The organism is Fervidobacterium pennivorans DSM 9078 (assembly GCF_000235405.2).
In the GTDB taxonomy this organism is placed as follows: Bacteria; Thermotogota; Thermotogae; order Thermotogales; family Fervidobacteriaceae; genus Fervidobacterium; species Fervidobacterium pennivorans.
This window is the reverse complement of the sequence record NC_017095.1, coordinates 438197-457109: the sequence shown is the minus strand read 5'-3', so window position 1 is coordinate 457109 and position 18913 is coordinate 438197. Positions and strand designations below refer to the sequence as shown.

Here is an 18913-nt window from a genome sequence, read left to right as displayed (position 1 = left end):
TTTTATATTTTACTATTTTTGCGGTCTTTCGAACTTTATAGCATTTATTGTGACTTTGTATTTCTTTCCATCCACTACAACATCGTAAGTTATACTAAACTTCTTTGATGGAACACTGTTTAAATACTCATTATCTATCTCTTGCCAGAACATGTTTTCGGCAATTAATTGAGCTCTCTCTTGTCTTATAGCCTCTTGTAAAGCTTCTCTTTGAGCAGGAATTGTTCCAGAAATTATTGTTAAAAGTAGCATTAAGATAATCATCGAGAAGATAAGCTCGGTGTAAAGCATAACCCCCTCATCCCCCTTGCCTATTCTCTGTTAACTATCACTACAACTCTACGGATACTATTTACTCTGTAAGGAATCTAACTATCCCCTCTGCGGCTTTTTTCCCTGCTCCCATAGCAAGGATAACAGTTGCAGAACCAGTGACAATATCGCCACCAGCGAATACCTTCGGAATACTTGTCTGACCGTATTCGTTCGTAATTATATAACCATACTTATTCGTCTTTAAATCTGGGAACTGGATAAGCAAGAATCTATTCGATTCGGTTCCTATCGCTTCGATAGCAATATCTGCCTCTACAACAAAATTGCTGTTTGGTATTGGGATCGGTTTTCTTCTGCCACTCTCATCTGACTCGCCAAGTTCCATCTTTATACATTCTACCCCTATCAATTTACCACTCTCATTTCCGATGTACTTAACAGGATTGGTTAAGAACAAAAATTCAATCCCTTCTTCTTTGGCATGGTGGATTTCCGCACGTCTTGCCGGCATTTCAGCTTCGGTTCTCCTGTATACCACCGTAACTTGTGCTCCAAGTCTCAAGGCACTTCTGGCCGCATCCATTGCGGTATTCCCGCCACCCACTACTACTACTCTTTTCCCAACCTTTATAGGAGTGTCGTATTCCGGAAATCTATACGCTTTCATCAAATTTACTCTTGTGAGAAATTCGTTTGCAGAATAAACACCGTTGAGTTCGCTTCCAGGAATGCCCATGAACTTCGGAGTCCCAGCTCCAACCCCAACAAAAACCGCATCGTATTCTTCGAGTAATTCTTTCGGGTGTATTGCATATCCAACTGGAATGTTTTTGAATAACTCTACACCAAGTGTTTCAAGTTGCAGCACTTCGCGTTTCACTATCTCTTTAGGAAGCCTGAACTCAGGTATTCCGTAGACAAGCACACCACCAAACTCGTGCAGAGCTTCGTAGACATGCACTTTAACACCTAGCTTTCCAAGTTCTGATGCAACAGTCAGGCCCGCTGGACCGGAACCGACCACCGCAACTTTTTTAGACTTCAAGGCTGATACTTTATCTGGCTCACTTTTCAATATGTTAGGAATACTTTCAGAACTTGAAAACTTTCCTCTTTCGTCGTCAAAACCTTCTTGACTTGCAAAATCAGCTACAAATCTTTCTAATGCTCCTATGTTTATTGGTTTACCCATTTTGTTCAGAACACAAGCACCTTCACATTGGACTTCCTGAGGACATACACGACCACAGATGGCAGGTAAGTAATTGTAACTTTTGAGAATTTCATACGATTTTTTCAAATTCCCTCTGACTATCTCTATTATAAACCCAGGGATATCTATACCAACAGGACAACCTGAGATACAGGTTGGAACCTTACATTGCAAACATCTTTGCGCTTCCTGATATGCAAGTTCAAACGTATAACCAAGAGAAACTTCCATGAAGTTTTTCTTTCTCTTTGAAGGCTCGAGTTCAGGCACCGGGATTCTGTCTTTTACAGCCATGACATATCACCAACTCTTTCCAAAAACTTATCCAAAGCCTGTTTCTCCTCTTCTTTGTATTGTTGTAACCTTCTTATAAAGCTGTCCCAATCAACGTACCTACCATCAAATTCAGGTCCATCAACACAAACGTATTTAATTTCTTCCTTTATACCCCCGTCCTCCTCTTTCCTTAAAAGCACCCTGCACCCCCCGCACATGCCTGTTCCATCAACCATAATCGCATTTAGTGATACCCAAATAGGCACGTTGTACTCGGAAGCTACTTTACTTGTTGTCTTCATCATCACAGCAGGTCCTACAGCCCATATTATATTTGGTATTTCCATCTCAAACTCTTTTAACATACCATCTACAACCGTGCCTTTTATCCCTTCGCTTCCATCATCTGTGCAAACCACAACTTTATCTGCAAAAGAAAATTCGCTTTTAAGAATTAATTCTGATGACGTTTTAGCACCAAGAATTCCCGTAACTACATTACCTGCATTTTTGAGTGCTTTCGCTATGGGAAGAATCGCAGCTATACCAACCCCGCCACCGATGACTATAACCTTTCCGTAGTAGTTGATTTCACTTGGTTTACCCAAAGGTCCCACAACATCGAAAAGCTGTTCTTTTTCATTCTTCATACAGAGCTCAATTGTAGATTTCCCTACAGCTTTCACTACGATGCGAAAAGCACTACCATATGAGTCAGCAATTGTTATAGGTATTCTTTCCCCCTTTTCTGAAGTCCTGATTATCACAAACTGACCGGGCTTAGCATTTCCTGCGATGAGTTCGTTGTCTATCCAAAATTCGTAAGTCCCTTTTGCAAGTCTACTTTTGGAAATTATTATGTTTCTTTGAATTTCATTCATCCCTATACACTCCTAAGGATTTGTTTTTGTTTATAACCTCAAATCTTTAAGTTTAGTCTGCGCCTTTACAATCGATGATATTACTCTTGATAACGTCTCAAACTTTTCTGATGCTTGGTTCATTACCTCAACAGCGGAATTGAAATTAGTATTTTCAGCCTCGAGTTCTGTTTTCGTTTCTGATAAAAGTTCTGCAACATGTGAAAGTAGTGCTGAATTTTGGTTCATAAACCCCAAGAGTTGCTCAAGCGACTTTTGGAGAGTTTGGAAAATTTCCCCCACTAACTTTATACTATTCAATGCCTCGGAAACCGAAGCTGAAAGTTCTTTTACCAAATCGTTTATCTCTTTCGCCACTCTATTAGACTCACCAGCGAGTTTCTGAACTTCCGATGCAACGACTGCAAAACCTTTTCCAAACTCACCAGCCCTTGCGGCTTCTATCGATGCGTTCAAAGCCAAAAGGTTTGTCTGTTTTGCTATTTTTGTGATTTCCAAAACCATGTGCTCGACTTTCGAGAACATTTCAAGTGTTTGAGTTGTATTCTTCACAGAATCTATCACTATGTCATTTATCTTTGATATATCCGCACCAGATTTTTTAAGTTCCTCAGTTATGTTCCTGTTCACATTTTGAGATTGTTCGATAACACTGACGATTTCTTGGGATTCTTTCCCAAATTGCTCAGACAATTTATTTAACCTTACCTGCATATTGCGAAATACATTCTCTAAGTCACGTAAATTCTCTTGAACGTTTTTCACCCTTGAAATCAAAGCCTCATCAAGTTGAACCATGAAAGAGGTCATCAAATTTTCGGCAAAAAAAGCGGAAGACATCTTTTCTATAGTTTCTTTACTGATTTCTGGCATACTATCACCTGCCATATATCTCGTCGATGATATCTATACCACATTTCAAATTTCTGAACCAATCAAACAACTTCTTGACATCTTCACCTTTAAAAATCGCTCCGTGCTGTGGAGCAACAATGTCTATTTCTTTTCTCTCGACAATACTTAGCCATTTTCTCAAAGCAACGCTCGAAGTTATGTATCTTTTATGGAAACCTTCCATGAGTTTCACGTGTTCGTTAAAGTTCTGAACAAAAACGTAGCGTTGACCTTTTGGGAAAACAGCAACCCCCAGGTCACCGGAGAACAAAATCTTTGCCCTCGGATCGTAAAGTGTGAAATTGCCAGTTGAGTGTAAGTAGTGTGTAGGAATAAACTCAAGTTCTGTTCCGGATGGCAATCTCAATTTATCCCCTTTGTCTGGAAGTGCAACCACTCTTCTTTGGTCGTATATTCCAAAGTGCGGGAGAAATCTTGTCCAAAGGGCAGATATATAAATCTTGGCGTTTTCTGCTATAGAAAGCCAAAGCGTGATTCCAGAGGTAACGTCCGGGTCTTGATGTGTAAAGAAGATATACTTAATCTTGCTAGGTTCTATTACTTCAGAGACATTAGCAAGCACCCTTGGAAAGACGTGAGCACCACCCGGGTCAAGTAGCATTGCCTCATTTCCGTCAACTATCAGATATTGATTCGTTTGAACTATACCTTCTTCTTCCTGCTCTTCCCAAGCGAGAAAGATGAACTTGTGCTGGCCATCATCGTAAAGCGTTAAGTTCTCGGTTCCTTCTCGAAATGTCATACACCACACCCCCTTGAAGTATTTTACAATTTGCATATATTTTAACACATTTTATCTAAGAAGTATGCAACCTAGGATACCAGATAATACAAGAATTGTGACCGCATCGATTTTTGTTTTAATTAAAAGACCAACTGCTAAAATGTTTACAAAAATTGCCAACGGAGTTCCGAGTGAAGTTCTAATGAAACTTAACCCAGCAGCAGCTATCATACCAAGAACTACGGGTTTCAGCTTGGAGATAATACTTCGAACAACTTTGTTTTCGGAATGCCTAAGGTAGAAAAGGTAAAGCGTAATTGACGACAATATAGGTACCAAGATAACCGAAAACGTAGCGATTATAGAACCAAAAATTCCACCAACTTTGTAACCAACAAAAGTGGCAGCATTAATTCCTATTGGTCCAGGTGTGGATTGTGATATTGCCACGATTTCGTTAAATTGGTCAAGTGTTAACCATTTATTTGTATCAACCACGTAATGGATTATAGCTTTGAGTATGCTGTAACCTCCACCGAAACTAATTGCACCTATTTGTGTGAAGACAACGAAGAGCTTTAGGTATATCAATCCAGGTCCCCCTCTGTGGTTTTATTTACAAAGAATCGGATAATCCCGTATAAAATGGCCAGTAAAATGACGTACACGGGATTGAGCTTTAAGAGAGTAACACTGGAGAAAGCAACTATGAACACGACCAAATCTTCTAAACTTCTCACGCTGCTCTTCCAAAGTTTTAATACGCTAACAACTATAATAGCAAGCAGAGGAATTTTCATACCGTTAAGAAACGGCTTTAAGAAGTTATAAAATCTCCCGAGCACGATTGCAACGGCAAGGATTATAATCGTTGGGAAGAAAATAGCACCTGCAACAGCGGCAATTACCCCTGGAATCTTTCTTAACTTGTAACCTACAAGTGTAGAAGTGTTGACAGCGATTGGTCCGGGCATAGATTGTGCTATGACCAGAAGCGAGTCGAATTCTTCTGGTTGCAAAAACTTATGTTTTACCACAAATTCTTCGCGAATAATGGGGACCATAGCGTAGCCTCCACCGATAGTAACTCCACCTATTTTTGCAGTAATTGAAAAAAGCTTCCATAAAGAGACCTTTTCGTTGTTCTCCGATTTGCTCAAATTAGCACCCCCAAACTACTCTAAATTTACTCGTTTTTTGAAGATATATGCTAAAATGATTATAGCACGACTAAAAGTAAGAAGAAACAAGGAGGAAAAAATAGATGACGAACGTTGCTGTTTTTCAGATTCCGCAACTTGCAGGTTTGCTATGGATGAGCATTCGTATTATTCTGCTTGGTTATGAACGTATAGCTGGGAATAAGATATCTAAGGGCTCTCCCACTTTCGTGGCTGCATGGGGATTCTTTTTCTTCTCTTTTCTTTCATTCTTCCCGTTTTTCAATACAATTACTTGGGAAATACTTATGAAGTCACTTGTAAGTGGTTCCATCTACTCAGTCTCGTTCTCACTTTACACATATGCATTAGGGCATGAAGATGCCTCTGTCATTGCCCCATTGTATAATTTGAACGCTATATTCTTAGTAATGCTGGCTTCGATATTCTTAGGTGAGACTTTTAGCATAAAAAGGCTGATAGGTGCTGTTTTGATGATTTACGGTGTGAGTTTTTTAAAAAAGGGGGAAAATGTTGTTGTTTCCTATTCAAATATTGTTAAAAGCAAAGGAGCAGTGGCGATGATTGTATCGTCATTGCTTATGGCAATTGGTAGGATAATCGATAGGAAGTTTACAATTAGCCTTTCGCCTCTTGGCTACTCAGTGGGGATATACCTTGTGATAAGTACCTATATTTTGGTTTACGGGGTTGCAACTGGAAGTAGAATTTCAGATTACACCAAATTAATCAAACAAAAGTGGCTTTATCTTATTTTAGGTGGCTTTTGCAACGCTTATTCATACGTTGCTCTCTTGAAGGCTTTCAATTATTTCGGTGTTAGCGTTGCAGAACCACTCTCTATGTTATCTGTTTTTGTAACTATGTTTCTTGCTAAGGTTTTTCTCAAAGAACGGATAGGTGTCAGACTTTTGGCAGCTGCCTTGTTGTTCGTGGGAAGTATTTTGATATACTGATTAGACATCACAACATATACTTTTCCACGTAGATATCGACCAACAAAGGAACTCTAAGTTTTACAGCGTTCTCCATCTCAGATTTGACAATTTCTTTCATCAACTCAAGTTCATCATCTGGCACTTCAAAAACCAATTCATCGTGCACTTGAAGTATCATCATGCTCTTTAAATTCTCTTTCTTCATTCTTTCGTGTATCTTTATCATGGCAATCTTCATTATATCTGCAGCAGTGCCTTGTATTGGTGTATTTATAGCAATCCTTTCGCCCTCAGCTCTGATGTTTGGATCCTTTGCATTTATTTGTGGTACTTCTCTTCGTCTGCCAAACATCGTTTTAACATACCCGTTTTTCCTCGCAAATTCTTTTATCGTTGCTATGTAGCTCTGAACACCCTTGTAGGTGTTAAAGTAAGCATCTATTATTCTTCTTGTTTCTTTTACGTCTAAGCCTATCCTTCTTGACAAACCGTAAGGTGACACACCGTAAACTATTGCAAAATTGACCATCTTCCCGATTCTTCTCATACTTTCGTTGACAAATTCGTCGCTCACACCGAATATTCGTTTTGCTGTCTCTAAATGAATATCTCTGTTTTCACTGAAGGCTCTAATAAGTTCCTCATCTTCGCTCATATGCGCCAAAACTCTCAGTTCAATCTGTGAGTAGTCCGCTCCAAGAATCCACCAATTTTCCTTTTGTGGTTTTACAGCCGTTCTAATTTCTTTTCCTTCGTCCGTTCTCCCTGGCAGATTCTGTAAATTGGGGTCTGAACTGCTCAACCTGCCAGTTGCAGTTCCAGTCTGATTGAAAGAGGCGTGGACTCGACCGGTGTGTTTATTCACCATCGTTGGTATAGCATCTACGTACGTACTTTTCAGTTTCTGTATCTTTCGATATTCCAGTAGCAGACGAGCAATCTCAAAGTCGGGCGCCAAGTTTTCTAAAACCTCCACATCTGTTGAATAAGCGCCAGTATTTGTTGATTTCATTGCAGGAAGTTTCAATTTTTCAAACAATATGTAGCCAACCTGCTTTGGTGAGTTCAGATTAAATGGCTCTCCTGCTATTTCAAATATCCTTTGTGAAAGTGAAGATAGCTTTTTCTCCATTTCCAAGGACAACGAAGAAAGATATTTCGTGTCAAAGAACACACCATTGAGTTCCATCTGTGCCAAAACAGAGACAAGGGGTAATTCGATTTTTTCATAGAGTTCAACCATTTCGTTTGAGTATATAAGAGGATAGAGCTTGTTATGAATGCGCAAGGATATATCTGCATCTTCACAAGAATACCTCGCTGCACGTTCAACAGGCACATATGAGAAATCGCCAGCAAAAAGCGGCAGTGCACCCTGCATGACCTCGTCATAACTCATCATCTTGTACCCAAGGAACTTCAAAGCCATCTCATCGAGGTTGAACCTCTTTTCGTTCGGGTTCAGCACATAAGCCTCTATCATAGTGTCGAAAGCGGGATATTCAGGTTCTATGCCCGCTCTTTTCAAAAATTTGATATCAAATTTTAGATTATGACCTCCGAATCTCCTTGCGCCGACAACTTCTTTTAAGAACTCTTTGACTTTATCGAGTGGAAGGTTTGGTCCATCCAAATGTGCCACTGGTATGTAATAGGCCCTGCCCTCGTCAATAGCTATGGAAATGCCTACTATCTTACCTGTGAATGGGTCAAGGGAACTGGTTTCTAAATCAAGTGCTACCTTCTTTGCTTTGAGTATTTCTTCAAGCAATCCTTTGAGTTCATTTTCTTTTGAGATGACATTGTACTCAACCGCTTTTTCAAGTGAAGCGCTCAATTGTAATTCTTTTATTATACTCGCAAATTCAAACTTTTTTAAAACCTCCAACAACTTTGCCGAGTCATAACCTTGGTATTTCAGTTCCTTCAAATTGATTGGCAACTCAATCTCACAGTTCAGTTCCACAAGTTTTCTGCTCAGTTCATAGTCCTCATAGTAACCCAAAAGTTTTTCTCTAATCTTATCCGGTAATTTGTCCTGGTTTTTTAGCGCATTTTCCACGCTTCCAAAGTCTTGTAGTATCTTCACCGCTGTCTTTTCACCTATGCCAGGCACTCCTGGGATGTTATCTGAAGCATCACCAACTAAAGCAAGGTAATCAACTATCTGATGCGGGTAGACTCCGTATCGTTCGTAAACATCTCTTACAGTGTATTTTCTGATATCGGTTACACCTTTTTCTATACGCCATACTGAAATATTTTCGTTCACAAGTTGGAGCAAGTCTTTATCGCTTGTTACAACGTTTATTTCCGAGATTTCCAACAAACCTTTTTCTTTTTCAAATCTTTTAGCCAGTGTGGCTATCACGTCGTCAGCTTCGTAACCTGGCATACGAACAAGTTTGATTCCAAAACCTTCTATTAGCTCGCCCACAAGATTAATCTGTCTAAGCAACGGTTCGGGAGTTTCAGGGCGATGCGCTTTGTATTTTTCGTAAAGTTCTCTTCTATATGTACTACCACCTTTTACATCCACAACAAAAACACAGTAGTCTTCACCTACTGTTATGTGTTCTTTTATAAACTTTAGCAACATTCGAGCCAAACCATAAAGTGCTCCGGTTGGAATACCGGTTGTGGTCGATAAGGATTGGTCTATGGCATAAAAAGCTCTGTAAAGTAGACCTGTTCCGTCAAATAGAAATGCTCTCGCCATTTGCTTGGAGCCTCCGGATTTCCAATAGTGTATTTACTGCTCTCCTCAAATGTGGAATAACAATTGAACCACCTACGATGAGTGCTATATCAAATGTCTCAAAAAACTCTTCGTCCGTTACCCCAAGTTCAGCACATCGTATCATGTGGTATGTTATACAATCATCGCACCTAAGAACCATCGAAGCGACAAGTCCCATGAGTTCCTTATACTTAGGCTCAATAGCACCCTCACGGTAAACTGCACCATCAAGATTCCAGAAACGTTTTGTATTTATCGTCCCGCGGTCTAAAATTTCTTTGTTCATGCGTTCTCTGAATTTTTTAAACTCTTCAAGTGTGTTGAATGTAGTCTCCGACATTCCATTCCCCCCTAAAGGTTAATACAAGCCAATACAAGAATATTTTAATATCTCTCTATACCAAATCCAGTCTGACCGGGTCCCACATGCATAGAGATAACCTTACCGGTAGGTGTGTAGTATACATTCTTGACTTTGTAAATTTTTCTTAGCTCCTCTTCTATCTCTTTGAGCTCCTCCATGTTGTCACAACTTACCATGTATAAATCCACGGTACTACCGGCAGGGAACCCCTCTTCCTGAGCTTTTTTGATTAACTCTTCGTGTATTGCTTTTGTTGCTCTTGCTTTTGTGAATGGAACCATGTTGCCTTCGTCATCTATGTAAATACCTACTTTAATCTTCAAAAGCGAGCCCACAAATCCCGTGAATTTACTGACCCTTCCACCTTTAACAAGGAAGTTGAAGTCTTGGACATAGAAGAACGCACCAAAACCCTTGGCTTTTATTTTCTTTTCGAGCTCTTGAGCTACCTCTTCAAGTCCCAAACCAAGGTCGAATAATTCACGTGCATACCTAACCATCGGAGATATTGCCGTAGATGCCCTTTTGGAATCAACAACCCTCACTGGGATGTCTACCTCTTTGGAAGCCAGAACCGCAGAGTTAAACGTACCAGACATAGCCGAAGATATCGTTATAACCAAAACCCCATCGTAACCGTTTTTCTTCGCTTCTTCGTATTTTGCCTTCCAGTCTTCAACAGTTGGTTGTGAGCTTTTTGGTAATTCTGGCGCAGTTTTGAGCTTTTCATAGAACTTTTTTAACTCATTGAAATCCCTTGTATCATCCTTTTCCGTCGTTCCATCGGGCCAGATAACGTAAAGTGGGACAATATCAACATCCCATGGTTTAATGAGTTCCTTTGGAAAGTCAGACGTGCTGTCAATCAGTATCTTAACTTTTAGCTTTTCAGACATCTTCTTCACTCCCTCTTATGATTTTGTATTTCAAATTTTATCCGTCTTTTCTGACATCACAAGCTCAAAAAGGTCTCTTACATCTTTCACATGCTCTACTTTCAAGTCCGACTTTGAATTTATGGAGTTGTAATCAACACTAGCTGGGATGATTATTCTTTCTATCTGTAGTTTTTTTGCGTTTTCAATACGCTTTGTAACGTTCACTGTCGGTCGAATGCTACCGTCTAAACCTACTTCTCCTACCATGAGCACGTTTCCTATATAGGAGTCGAGAAAAGACGACAATATCGCACCTGCAATTGCTAATTCACAACCGGGGTCTGTTATATTTAGTCCCCCAGAGACATTTATATATATATCATGAAAATCCAGAGGCAAGTTCAGATGCTTTGCTAAGACAGCGGATATTATTATGACCTTTCTAACATCTATACCATGCGAGATTCTCCTTCCGGAAGCCATCTTTACTCGGGAGACAAGTGCCTGAATCTGAACGTTCAAAGGTCTACTTCCCTCAAAAACGCTGGTAAAAACATTACCTGGGGTGTTCGAATAATTCAGTAATATATCCTCAGATAAGCTTTTTAATCCTTCCTGAGTCATTTGGAAGACAGAGATTTCTCCGCTGGGACCGTATCTATTTTTTTGAACCCTTAGAATCCTGTAATCAGTTGTTCTTTCACCTTCGAAATATATCACAGTATCAACAACGTGTTCAACGAGCTTTGGTCCTGCTATAACTCCTTCTTTAGTAACATGTGCAATAAGCAAGGAAGGAATGTTGTACTTCTTTGAAAAAATTCTAACTTTTTCGACAACAGCTTTTATCTGGACAACGCCACCGACAGGGGAATCTATATCAACGCTGCTGAGTGTCTGTATCGAGTCAATAACAATTAGTCTTGCTTTTTGTGGGTCTATGTTGCTGAGGATATCTTCTATTTGTGTTTCGGAAGAAATTAAAATTCTTGGATTTTTAATTCCTAATCTCTTGGCGCGACTTGCTACTTGCTGAACGCTCTCTTCACCCGATATATAATAAACAACATGGTCTTCCCTTTCGTTACTTTTAGCCGTAGCATCGCATATTTGAAGTGCCAAAGTACTCTTACCAACGCCTGGTTCCCCACCGAGCAATACGACTTGTCCTCGGACTAATCCGCCATTCAACAGCTGGTCAACTGCTGGAATGTTTGTTTTGATTCTCTCTTCTTCAGATCTTTCAAGGGCTGTATGCAAATCAAAAAAGCGAGGATGAGATTCCATCATCCCCGCATCTTGAGACCTAATGTTTTTTGCTTCCGTTGAAGCATCCTTTAGTTGAAATTCCTTTGCGCTGTTCCATTCACCGCAAACTGGGCAACGTCCAAACCATTTCGGTGACTCGTAACCGCACTTATCACATACGTAGATAGTTTTTGTTTTTGGCATCTTTTAAAGTCACCTTCTAACATTTAGCGTGTTGAATGGTTGTGAAGTTTTAGATTGTCAAAAATCATAAAGAGTTATCTTTTCTACGATTCGGACTTGACAGTCGTTGCAACTTGATTTTGTTTGTTTTTTATGAAAGCAAGTTTATCACCATCACGAACGACATATACTTCGTCGTTATCCTCAACTTCACCTCTCAGCAACTCCTCAGAGAGTGGGTCCTCTATGTACTTTTGAATAGCTCTCTTCAATGGTCTTGCACCATAAACCGCATCGTAACCAACGCTAACCAAGAAATCTTTTGCTTCTGGCGAAAGCACTAAGGTGATGTGTCTTTCGCTTAACCTTGCTCTGATGTCTTTGAGCAGTATTTCGATAATCTGTTCGATGTGTTCTTTTGTAAGTTTATGGAATACGATAATTTCATCAACTCTGTTTATAAACTCTGGTTTGAAGACTTTTTTCACTTCTTCGAGCACTTTATCTTTCATCTCTTTGAAGTCTCTTTCATGAGTTTCTTCACCAACGAATCCGAGGTTTTTCTTGGAAGTAACTATTTCAGTTCCGCCGATGTTACTTGTCATGATTATAATGGTATTTCTGAAATCAACAACGTGACCTTGTGAATCTGTCAAACGTCCATCATCCATTATCTGGAGTAATATATTGAACACATCAGGATGAGCCTTTTCTATCTCGTCAAAAAGTATTACCGAGAACGGTCTTCTCCTTACCTTCTCTGTTAGTGTTCCTCCTTCTTCATACCCAACGTATCCTGGAGGTGCACCTATCAACCTGGAGACTGAGAATTTTTCCATATACTCACTCATGTCGAACCGTACCAAAGCTTTTTCATCGCCGAACAGATATTCTGCAAGTGCTTTAGCAAGCTCAGTCTTACCAACACCAGTCGGTCCGAGGAACAGGAAAACGCCAACAGGTCTTCTTGGGTCTTTTAAACCGCTTCTTGCCCTACGAATAGCGCGTGCAATTGCACTGATTGCTTCTTCCTGGCCAACAACCCTTTCGTGCAATGCATTCTCAAGATTGAGAAGCTTCTCCCTCTCAGTCTCTTCAAGTTTTTTGAGAGGAATTCCAGTCCAACCTGCCACAACTTCTTCTATCTCAGGAACATCAACTGTAACGATTGTAGATTCAACTTGTTTACGCCAGTTGCTGTAGGCTTCGTTGAATTGCTCCTTGAGCTGCTGTTCTTTCTCTTTCAGCTCCGCTGCCTTTTCGTAATCCTGAGCGGCTACCGCTTCTTCTTTCTCGTTCTTAACAGACTCTATCTGGAGTTTTAAAAGTTGAAGGTGGCTTGGCATAACGAATAATTTCAGCCTGCTTCTGGCTCCTGCCTCGTCAATAACATCAATAGCTTTATCCGGTAAAAAGTGGTCTGTGATATATCTTTGGGACAAATATACTGCTGCCTCGAGTGCTTTATCTGTGTATTTTACTTTATGATGGCTTTCGTATTTTGATTTCAAACCTTTCAATATCTCCAACGCCATTTGTGGACTTGGTTCTTGAACGTATATTTTCTGAAACCTTCTTTCAAGAGCTGCATCCTTTTCTATGTATTTTCTGTATTCGTCGGGTGTCGTTGCCCCAATACAGTGGAGTTCTCCACGTGCCAAGGCTGGTTTAAGAATATTCGCCGCATCAACAGCACCCTCGGCAGAGCCTGCCCCTACTATCATATGGAGCTCATCTATGAAAAGAATTATATCTTTGTTCCCTTTAACGACTTGAAGTAACTTCTTCATCCTCTTTTCAAATTCACCGCGGTATTTCGTACCGGCAACGAGTGCAGCCACGTCGAGAGAGAATATAGTCTTGCCCTTCAACGGTTCCGGCACCTCACCGGACACTATCCTTTGCGCCAATCCTTCAACTATTGCACTTTTACCTACACCCGGCTCTCCAATAAGCACAGGATTGTTCTTCTTTCTCCTAACGAGAATTTGCATAAGCCTTTCGATTTCATTTTCCCTTCCAATCACTGGGTCAAGTTCGCCACGCTGCGCTTGCGCTGTCAAATCAACGCCAAACCCCTCGAGTTGACGAACAGCTGGAGAAGTTGTTGGTTCTTCGTAAGACGGTGGAAGCGCTTGGCTTTCTTCATAGAAATCCTCATCGGAGATATTTTCAGTTATCTCCTTACGCAATGCTTGAATATTCACGTTGAGCTTTTTCAAAATATGAATTGCAATACCTTCACCCTCACGCAGTATACCCAAAAGCAAGTGTTCAGGGTCTATCTTGTCGCTACCCATCATACGGGCTTCTTCAAAAGCAATCTCAGTAACTTTCCTTGCTCGTGGGGTCATTTGCGGAGACATAATGAATCCCCGCATACCTAAACCAACTATCGAAATGACCTCGTTCTTGACACGTGCGTATGTCAAGCCATACCTCTCTAAGATATTTGCAAGAGGTTTATCATTCAACTTTAGTATTGCAAGCAACAAATGCTCGGTTCCTACGTATGAGTGACCGAGGTCTTTCGCTTCCTCTTGAGCCATAACAAAAACCTTCGCAGACCTTTCAGAAAACCTATCGAACATGTAAATCACCTCCGTACATCCGAAAATATTATAACACATAAAAAGAAAAAAATAAAGCGGGTGCACCCCGCTATTTTAATTCGATAAATAATGTTTTTATAGACTAAATCTAAAGAACTACAATGTTCAACATTGTTTAACCTTGGACTTATTTTACATCGAAGAGCACATTTTGAATGAACTCTTTATTGAGCTCGTAATCAAAGTCTGAAAAGACAGCTTTTCCAAGTACAACGACTTTTCCCAATCCACTCTTGAACGTCGCTGCTAGTATTATTTTATCAACAGGTTGGGCGTCGTTTTTGCCATCTGAATCCACAGATTTCGCCGTCTCTGAGGAAATCAAAACTTGTGCGTTACCGTATAACAACAATGAGCAAGGTGAGTAAAATCTTACGTTACCTGCAATTACTTTGTAGTTAGCCCCGTAGTTGTTAATTTCATCAACCACCTGGTCATCGTTAAATCTAACAGGTGAATTGAGGGCATCGAGAATCGCGTTTAAATCTTCCGTATTCCCGCCATTATTGTAATCACTTTTTGATGTGATTATCAAAATTCCACCATTCTTAACGAAGCTGACAATATTCCTAACTTCATCATCTAAGTATCCTTTGCCGTTCATGATGATTAAATACATTCCGTCGATGGCTTGAATTTTATCAATATAGGCTACTTCGAAGCCTTTCGTCTTAAGGAAAGATTCAAGCTTTGAGAGCTTATCTTTATAATAATCATTCGAGTGCCCTTGGTCTATGTAGACAACTTTTCTCTGCTGTGTCATTTGTTTAGAAGTTGGTAAAGATACTCCAAGTATATTTGCAAGTTCTTCAACGCTGTTAACTACGCTAGCGTTTTGGATCAACTCTGAATACCTTTCAAAATACTCTTCGTCACTACCTTTCAACAAAATAAGTTGCCCCTTGAATGCTCTCAGCCACTCAATTTCATCTGGCATAAGGTCTTTGAAGAAATCCAATCCACCTTGTTTCGGCGTTGGAATTAGGACAATATCAACATCGTTGTAATCTTTCAAAACAGTGTCAGCAAAAATTACCGTATTACCCTGTTCTTCAAACTTTCTCAACAAAGATAGTAATTCATCACCTACATCGTTCTCATGGAGTTTGTCTACAAGGACTGTTAATCCTCTCTTTTCAGAAACTTTGATAACAACTGACTGGACATTTTTATCATCAATTAAAAAGTCTACACGGGTATCCCCTGCTTCGAGTTTCCCAAGTTGGATGTTTTTGTCGTACTCGATACCATAGGGTTTTAAAGAAAGCCTCTCACTATACACCGACTTACCGTTGAGAAGAACTGTCAATGTTCCTTGTTGTGGATTTTCAGAAACATTGTAAATGTCAAAGGTAATCTGAACATTTTGATTCACGCTTGGCTTTTCAGGACCGACGCGAACGTAATTGACCCTGAATGGGCTATCAGTTTCAAACCAAACAGGTGCTGAAACTATTTCGTTTCCGTCCTTTTGAATAATGTAAACAAAGAACCATTCGTAACCATCGACTATATCAAATGTTGCGCTGTACTGGAACTCATCTTTTCCAGAAAGCTCGGGAAGTTCGTAGATTTTACTTTGCGAAAAGATGTATACTTTACTGACAGGGTCTCCTTTGTCTGAATAATAGATGTAAAAATTTGCTTTTTCACGGTAAGGTAAAATGCTTCCCATGATGTTATTGTCCGCATAAAAATAAAGCTTTGCATTTTTGTCTTCCGATGCAAATGTTCTCCTGTTCCATAGTGCCTCCATAATATCTTCATAAATCAACGACTTTGCCAGGATACCGGTGCGTGCATCGTTTGCACTTGCCCAATTCTCTTTGTGGTTGTCCTGATTAGCTGTTGGTGAAAGATGCCAACCTCTATTCAAAGCAAGTATGAAATTGTTGAACATCTCTTCGGAAATAACGTCCGCACTGCTCCAGTTACCATTTCCGACTTCTATGAGATTCACATATTTGTCAGCTTCAGGCCAAAACCAGAAATCTTGGAAATTGCCAAACGTAACTCCAGGATGGTTAAACTGTGCAAGTTTTTTTACCTTTGTAATCCATTCGTAGAAATCTTTCAAGTCACCTTTTTCATCTCGGCTTATAAACTCAAGTGTCTCGTAAACGTTTATATGCCCAGAACCTGCTGTCCATTCAAATCCCTGTAATCCTACGAATTTACCTGGAATCGTTGCACTGCGCGCTGCTTGCTGAGTTAGATAAGTTTTCGATTGCCCGTTGACAGGTATTTTTAGAAAGTAGCAATGGTCGGTAACCGCCAGCACGTCAGCATATTTTGAAGCATGCGCATAAGCTTGTTCGGGAGTTCCTCTTCCATCAGAGTAGGAAGTGTGAGAATGCAAATTTCCGTAATAGATTTGGTAGTCAAAGTTTGGTAGTGCAAAAACGGTTGTCAACAATAACAACACTATGGTGATAGATAGCTTAATACCTATCTTCATGTTCAATCCTTTCATAATAGACTGCCCCCTCTGTGTTTTGCAGGATGTATTTCACGTGAGCTGATTATTATACCACAGATTTTTAAATTTTTTACCCAAAATAATTTAAATTATAGTCCTAAAAAGGTCATCGTATGTTTCACGTCTTCTGATTAACTTTGGTTCATTATTTTCGGTCATTAAAACTTCTGCGGGTTTTAATGTAGAGTTGTAATTACTTGCCATTGCGTATCCGTAAGCTCCAGCATTTTCGATTACAATATAACTACCTTCCCTTGGAATTTCCAACATGCAGTGTGTCGCTAAAACATCCCCAGATTCACAAAGCGGTCCCACAACATCTACTTCCACCTTCTCATTTTGCTCAGCACTCAAGACCCTAACACCATGAAATGCTCCATACATTGCTGGTCGAATGAGAACGTTCATTCCGCCATCTACAACTACAAAAGTCTTTGCATCTGTTTTTTTTACGTACTCAACCTTCAAAATTAGCACCCCAGCGGGTCCAATTATGTATCTCCCAATTTCTAAGACGACTTCTTCAAAATCTTTAAGCAGAGGTATAATCTCCTCACGGTACTTTGATAAATTGAGTTCTTTGTCTTTATAGTTGATTCCCCAGCCCCCACCTATATTAATCTTCCTAAAACCATAGCTTTTGCTGAGTTCAACAGTCTGACCCAAGGCTTCGTAAAACGGGTCAACATCTGTTATTTGTGAACCAATGTGAATATGGAACCCCACCAACTCGAGGTTGCTTGTCTTTACTATTTTCAAAGCTCTTTCTACCATTTCTATTGGAATCCCAAATTTGTTCTTCTTCAGACCTGTGGATATGTACGGATGCGTCTTTGAATCAACGTCTGGATTTATTCTTAAGAATAATTCGGGGATATTATCAAATTTAGAGGCGACATCTTTCCATCTTTCCAATTCTTCTATTGAATCTACATTGATATATCTAACCTTTGATAACAGCGACATCTCTTTCAAAGATTTTCCATTACCATTCCATACAATTCTCTCGTCTGGAATTTCTGCTAGTTTTGAAGCGTAGTATTCTCCCAACGTAACAATATCAGTCCCAAAGCCTTCTTCTTTTAGAATACGAAGAAGGTTTGGGTTGTTGTTTGCTTTGCATGCAAAGGTCGGAAAAATATTGATACCATTAAAAATCCCCAACACGCTCCTTGCACGTTCTCTTATTATTCTTTCGAAATAAACGTAAAGCGGTGTACCATACGAGCTTGACAACTCTTGAACCAATTCTTCCGATAATAAATCATTTATCGTTGTACAATTGAACACGTTCAAAACACCTTCCCTTCTTCAATTATTTCTCCGTTTCTTACCTTAAAGATTTGTCCGTTTTCCATAGGTGTAAGCGAGTCCTCGACATCTTCTTGTGAATATACAAAAAATGATGTTTTGTCAGCTTTGTAATACAATGTAAAGTATTCGCTATCTCCAGTGTATATGCAACCAACGTATAATGACTTATCTAACTCATCTAATAACAAAAAATTAATTCCACTAAAATCATGATTTTCGACGTACTTTTTCACATTATTAAGTAGACCTTCAAAGTCTTTGAAATCATGAATACTGAGGAAAAAATCATATGTATCGCTCTGAAAAAGATTAGCTTTGTTGGCATTTCTTATCGTACCATTGTGTGCAAGGTATCTACCTTCTATATAGAACGGATGGAGCTGCTGCAAGCCAACGGGAATACCTGGGGAAGCCTTACGTGCATGAATTATCCCAACCTCTCCCCGGAGTTTTTCGCAAAGCTTTCTAAAATCAGCGTCCTCATATATCGCCTTAGTTGATTTGTGCTCAAATTTTTCAAATTGACTTTGAATTATTAGACCATACCCATCATCATGCGGGGCTCCCCTGCCACGCTCCGCCATTACAGATACTTTATCAAATACTTCAACAATGCAAATATCATTCGACGATGAAAACGCAGCCATTCTACACATCGTAAACCCTCCCACGGAGAATGGTCTTTTGTTTA

16 protein-coding genes are annotated in these 18913 nt (G+C 39.8%); 1 reads left to right on the top strand and 15 read right to left on the bottom strand.

Annotation, left to right across the window (positions count from 1 at the left end; genetic code table 11):
• Positions 1-12 precede the first annotated feature (12 nt).
• The 7 genes from FERPE_RS02155 to FERPE_RS02125 form a co-directional block, all read right to left on the bottom strand.
• Positions 13-291 carry a hypothetical protein gene (locus FERPE_RS02155; RefSeq protein ID WP_014451042.1) on the bottom strand — a complete coding sequence of 93 codons (279 nt, stop codon included), beginning with the start codon at positions 289-291 and terminating at the stop codon, positions 13-15.
• A 61-nt stretch (positions 292-352) separates the two neighbouring features.
• Entirely contained in the window at positions 353-1783 is a 1431-nt protein-coding gene (gene gltA / locus FERPE_RS02150) for an NADPH-dependent glutamate synthase (RefSeq protein ID WP_014451041.1), read from the bottom strand.
• Positions 1774-2646, bottom strand: coding sequence for a sulfide/dihydroorotate dehydrogenase-like FAD/NAD-binding protein (locus FERPE_RS02145; RefSeq protein ID WP_014451040.1), 873 nt, complete (start codon positions 2644-2646; stop codon positions 1774-1776). Before FERPE_RS02145 ends, gltA begins: the two co-directional genes overlap by 10 nt.
• A 30-nt stretch (positions 2647-2676) precedes the next feature.
• A complete protein-coding gene (locus FERPE_RS02140) occupies positions 2677-3519 on the bottom strand; it encodes a methyl-accepting chemotaxis protein (RefSeq protein ID WP_014451039.1) in 843 nt (280 codons plus the stop codon).
• A gap of 4 nt (positions 3520-3523) precedes the next feature.
• Positions 3524-4303 (bottom strand): oxygen-binding di-iron domain-containing protein, encoded by a 780-nt coding sequence (locus tag FERPE_RS02135; protein ID WP_014451038.1) that lies wholly within the window; start codon positions 4301-4303, stop codon positions 3524-3526.
• A gap of 51 nt (positions 4304-4354) precedes the next feature.
• Positions 4355-4876, bottom strand: a complete 522-nt coding sequence (locus FERPE_RS02130; protein WP_014451037.1) for a chromate transporter — start codon at positions 4874-4876, stop codon at positions 4355-4357.
• Entirely contained in the window at positions 4873-5445 is a 573-nt protein-coding gene (locus tag FERPE_RS02125) for a chromate transporter (RefSeq protein WP_014451036.1), read from the bottom strand. Before FERPE_RS02125 ends, FERPE_RS02130 begins: the two co-directional genes overlap by 4 nt.
• 104 nt (positions 5446-5549) lie before the next feature.
• Here FERPE_RS02125 and FERPE_RS02120 point away from each other — a divergent pair, with 104 nt between their 5' ends.
• Positions 5550-6422 carry a DMT family transporter gene (locus tag FERPE_RS02120; RefSeq protein ID WP_014451035.1) on the top strand — a complete coding sequence of 291 codons (873 nt, stop codon included), beginning with the start codon at positions 5550-5552 and terminating at the stop codon, positions 6420-6422.
• A gap of 7 nt (positions 6423-6429) precedes the next feature.
• Here FERPE_RS02120 and polA read toward each other — a convergent pair whose 3' ends face one another.
• From polA to FERPE_RS02080, 8 genes are all read right to left on the bottom strand, one after another.
• Positions 6430-9123, bottom strand: a complete 2694-nt coding sequence (gene polA / locus FERPE_RS02115; RefSeq protein WP_014451034.1) for a DNA polymerase I — start codon at positions 9121-9123, stop codon at positions 6430-6432.
• A complete protein-coding gene (locus FERPE_RS02110) occupies positions 9101-9484 on the bottom strand; it encodes a carboxymuconolactone decarboxylase family protein (protein ID WP_014451033.1) in 384 nt (127 codons plus the stop codon). Before FERPE_RS02110 ends, polA begins: the two co-directional genes overlap by 23 nt.
• Before the next feature lie 44 nt (positions 9485-9528).
• Positions 9529-10404 (bottom strand): DegV family protein, encoded by an 876-nt coding sequence (locus FERPE_RS02105; protein WP_014451032.1) that lies wholly within the window; start codon positions 10402-10404, stop codon positions 9529-9531.
• 30 nt (positions 10405-10434) lie between these two features.
• A complete protein-coding gene (radA, locus tag FERPE_RS02100; protein WP_014451031.1) occupies positions 10435-11838 on the bottom strand; it encodes a DNA repair protein RadA in 1404 nt (467 codons plus the stop codon).
• Between the two features lie 83 nt (positions 11839-11921).
• The gene (locus FERPE_RS02095) at positions 11922-14408 is read right to left on the bottom strand and encodes an ATP-dependent Clp protease ATP-binding subunit (RefSeq protein WP_014451030.1); all 2487 of its coding nucleotides are present in this window, start codon (positions 14406-14408) and stop codon (positions 11922-11924) included.
• Positions 14409-14556: 148 nt separating this feature from the next.
• Positions 14557-16902: a DUF4350 domain-containing protein gene (locus tag FERPE_RS02090; protein ID WP_014451029.1), complete on the bottom strand. Its 2346-nt coding sequence runs from the start codon at positions 16900-16902 to the stop codon at positions 14557-14559.
• A 90-nt stretch (positions 16903-16992) separates the two neighbouring features.
• Entirely contained in the window at positions 16993-18204 is a 1212-nt protein-coding gene (gene lysA, locus FERPE_RS02085) for a diaminopimelate decarboxylase (RefSeq protein ID WP_014451028.1), read from the bottom strand.
• On the bottom strand, positions 18201-18878 hold the full coding sequence (locus tag FERPE_RS02080; protein ID WP_014451027.1) for a class II glutamine amidotransferase: 678 nt from the start codon (positions 18876-18878) through the stop codon (positions 18201-18203). The genes lysA and FERPE_RS02080 overlap by 4 nt, the downstream gene beginning before the upstream one ends.
• Positions 18879-18913 lie beyond the last annotated feature (35 nt).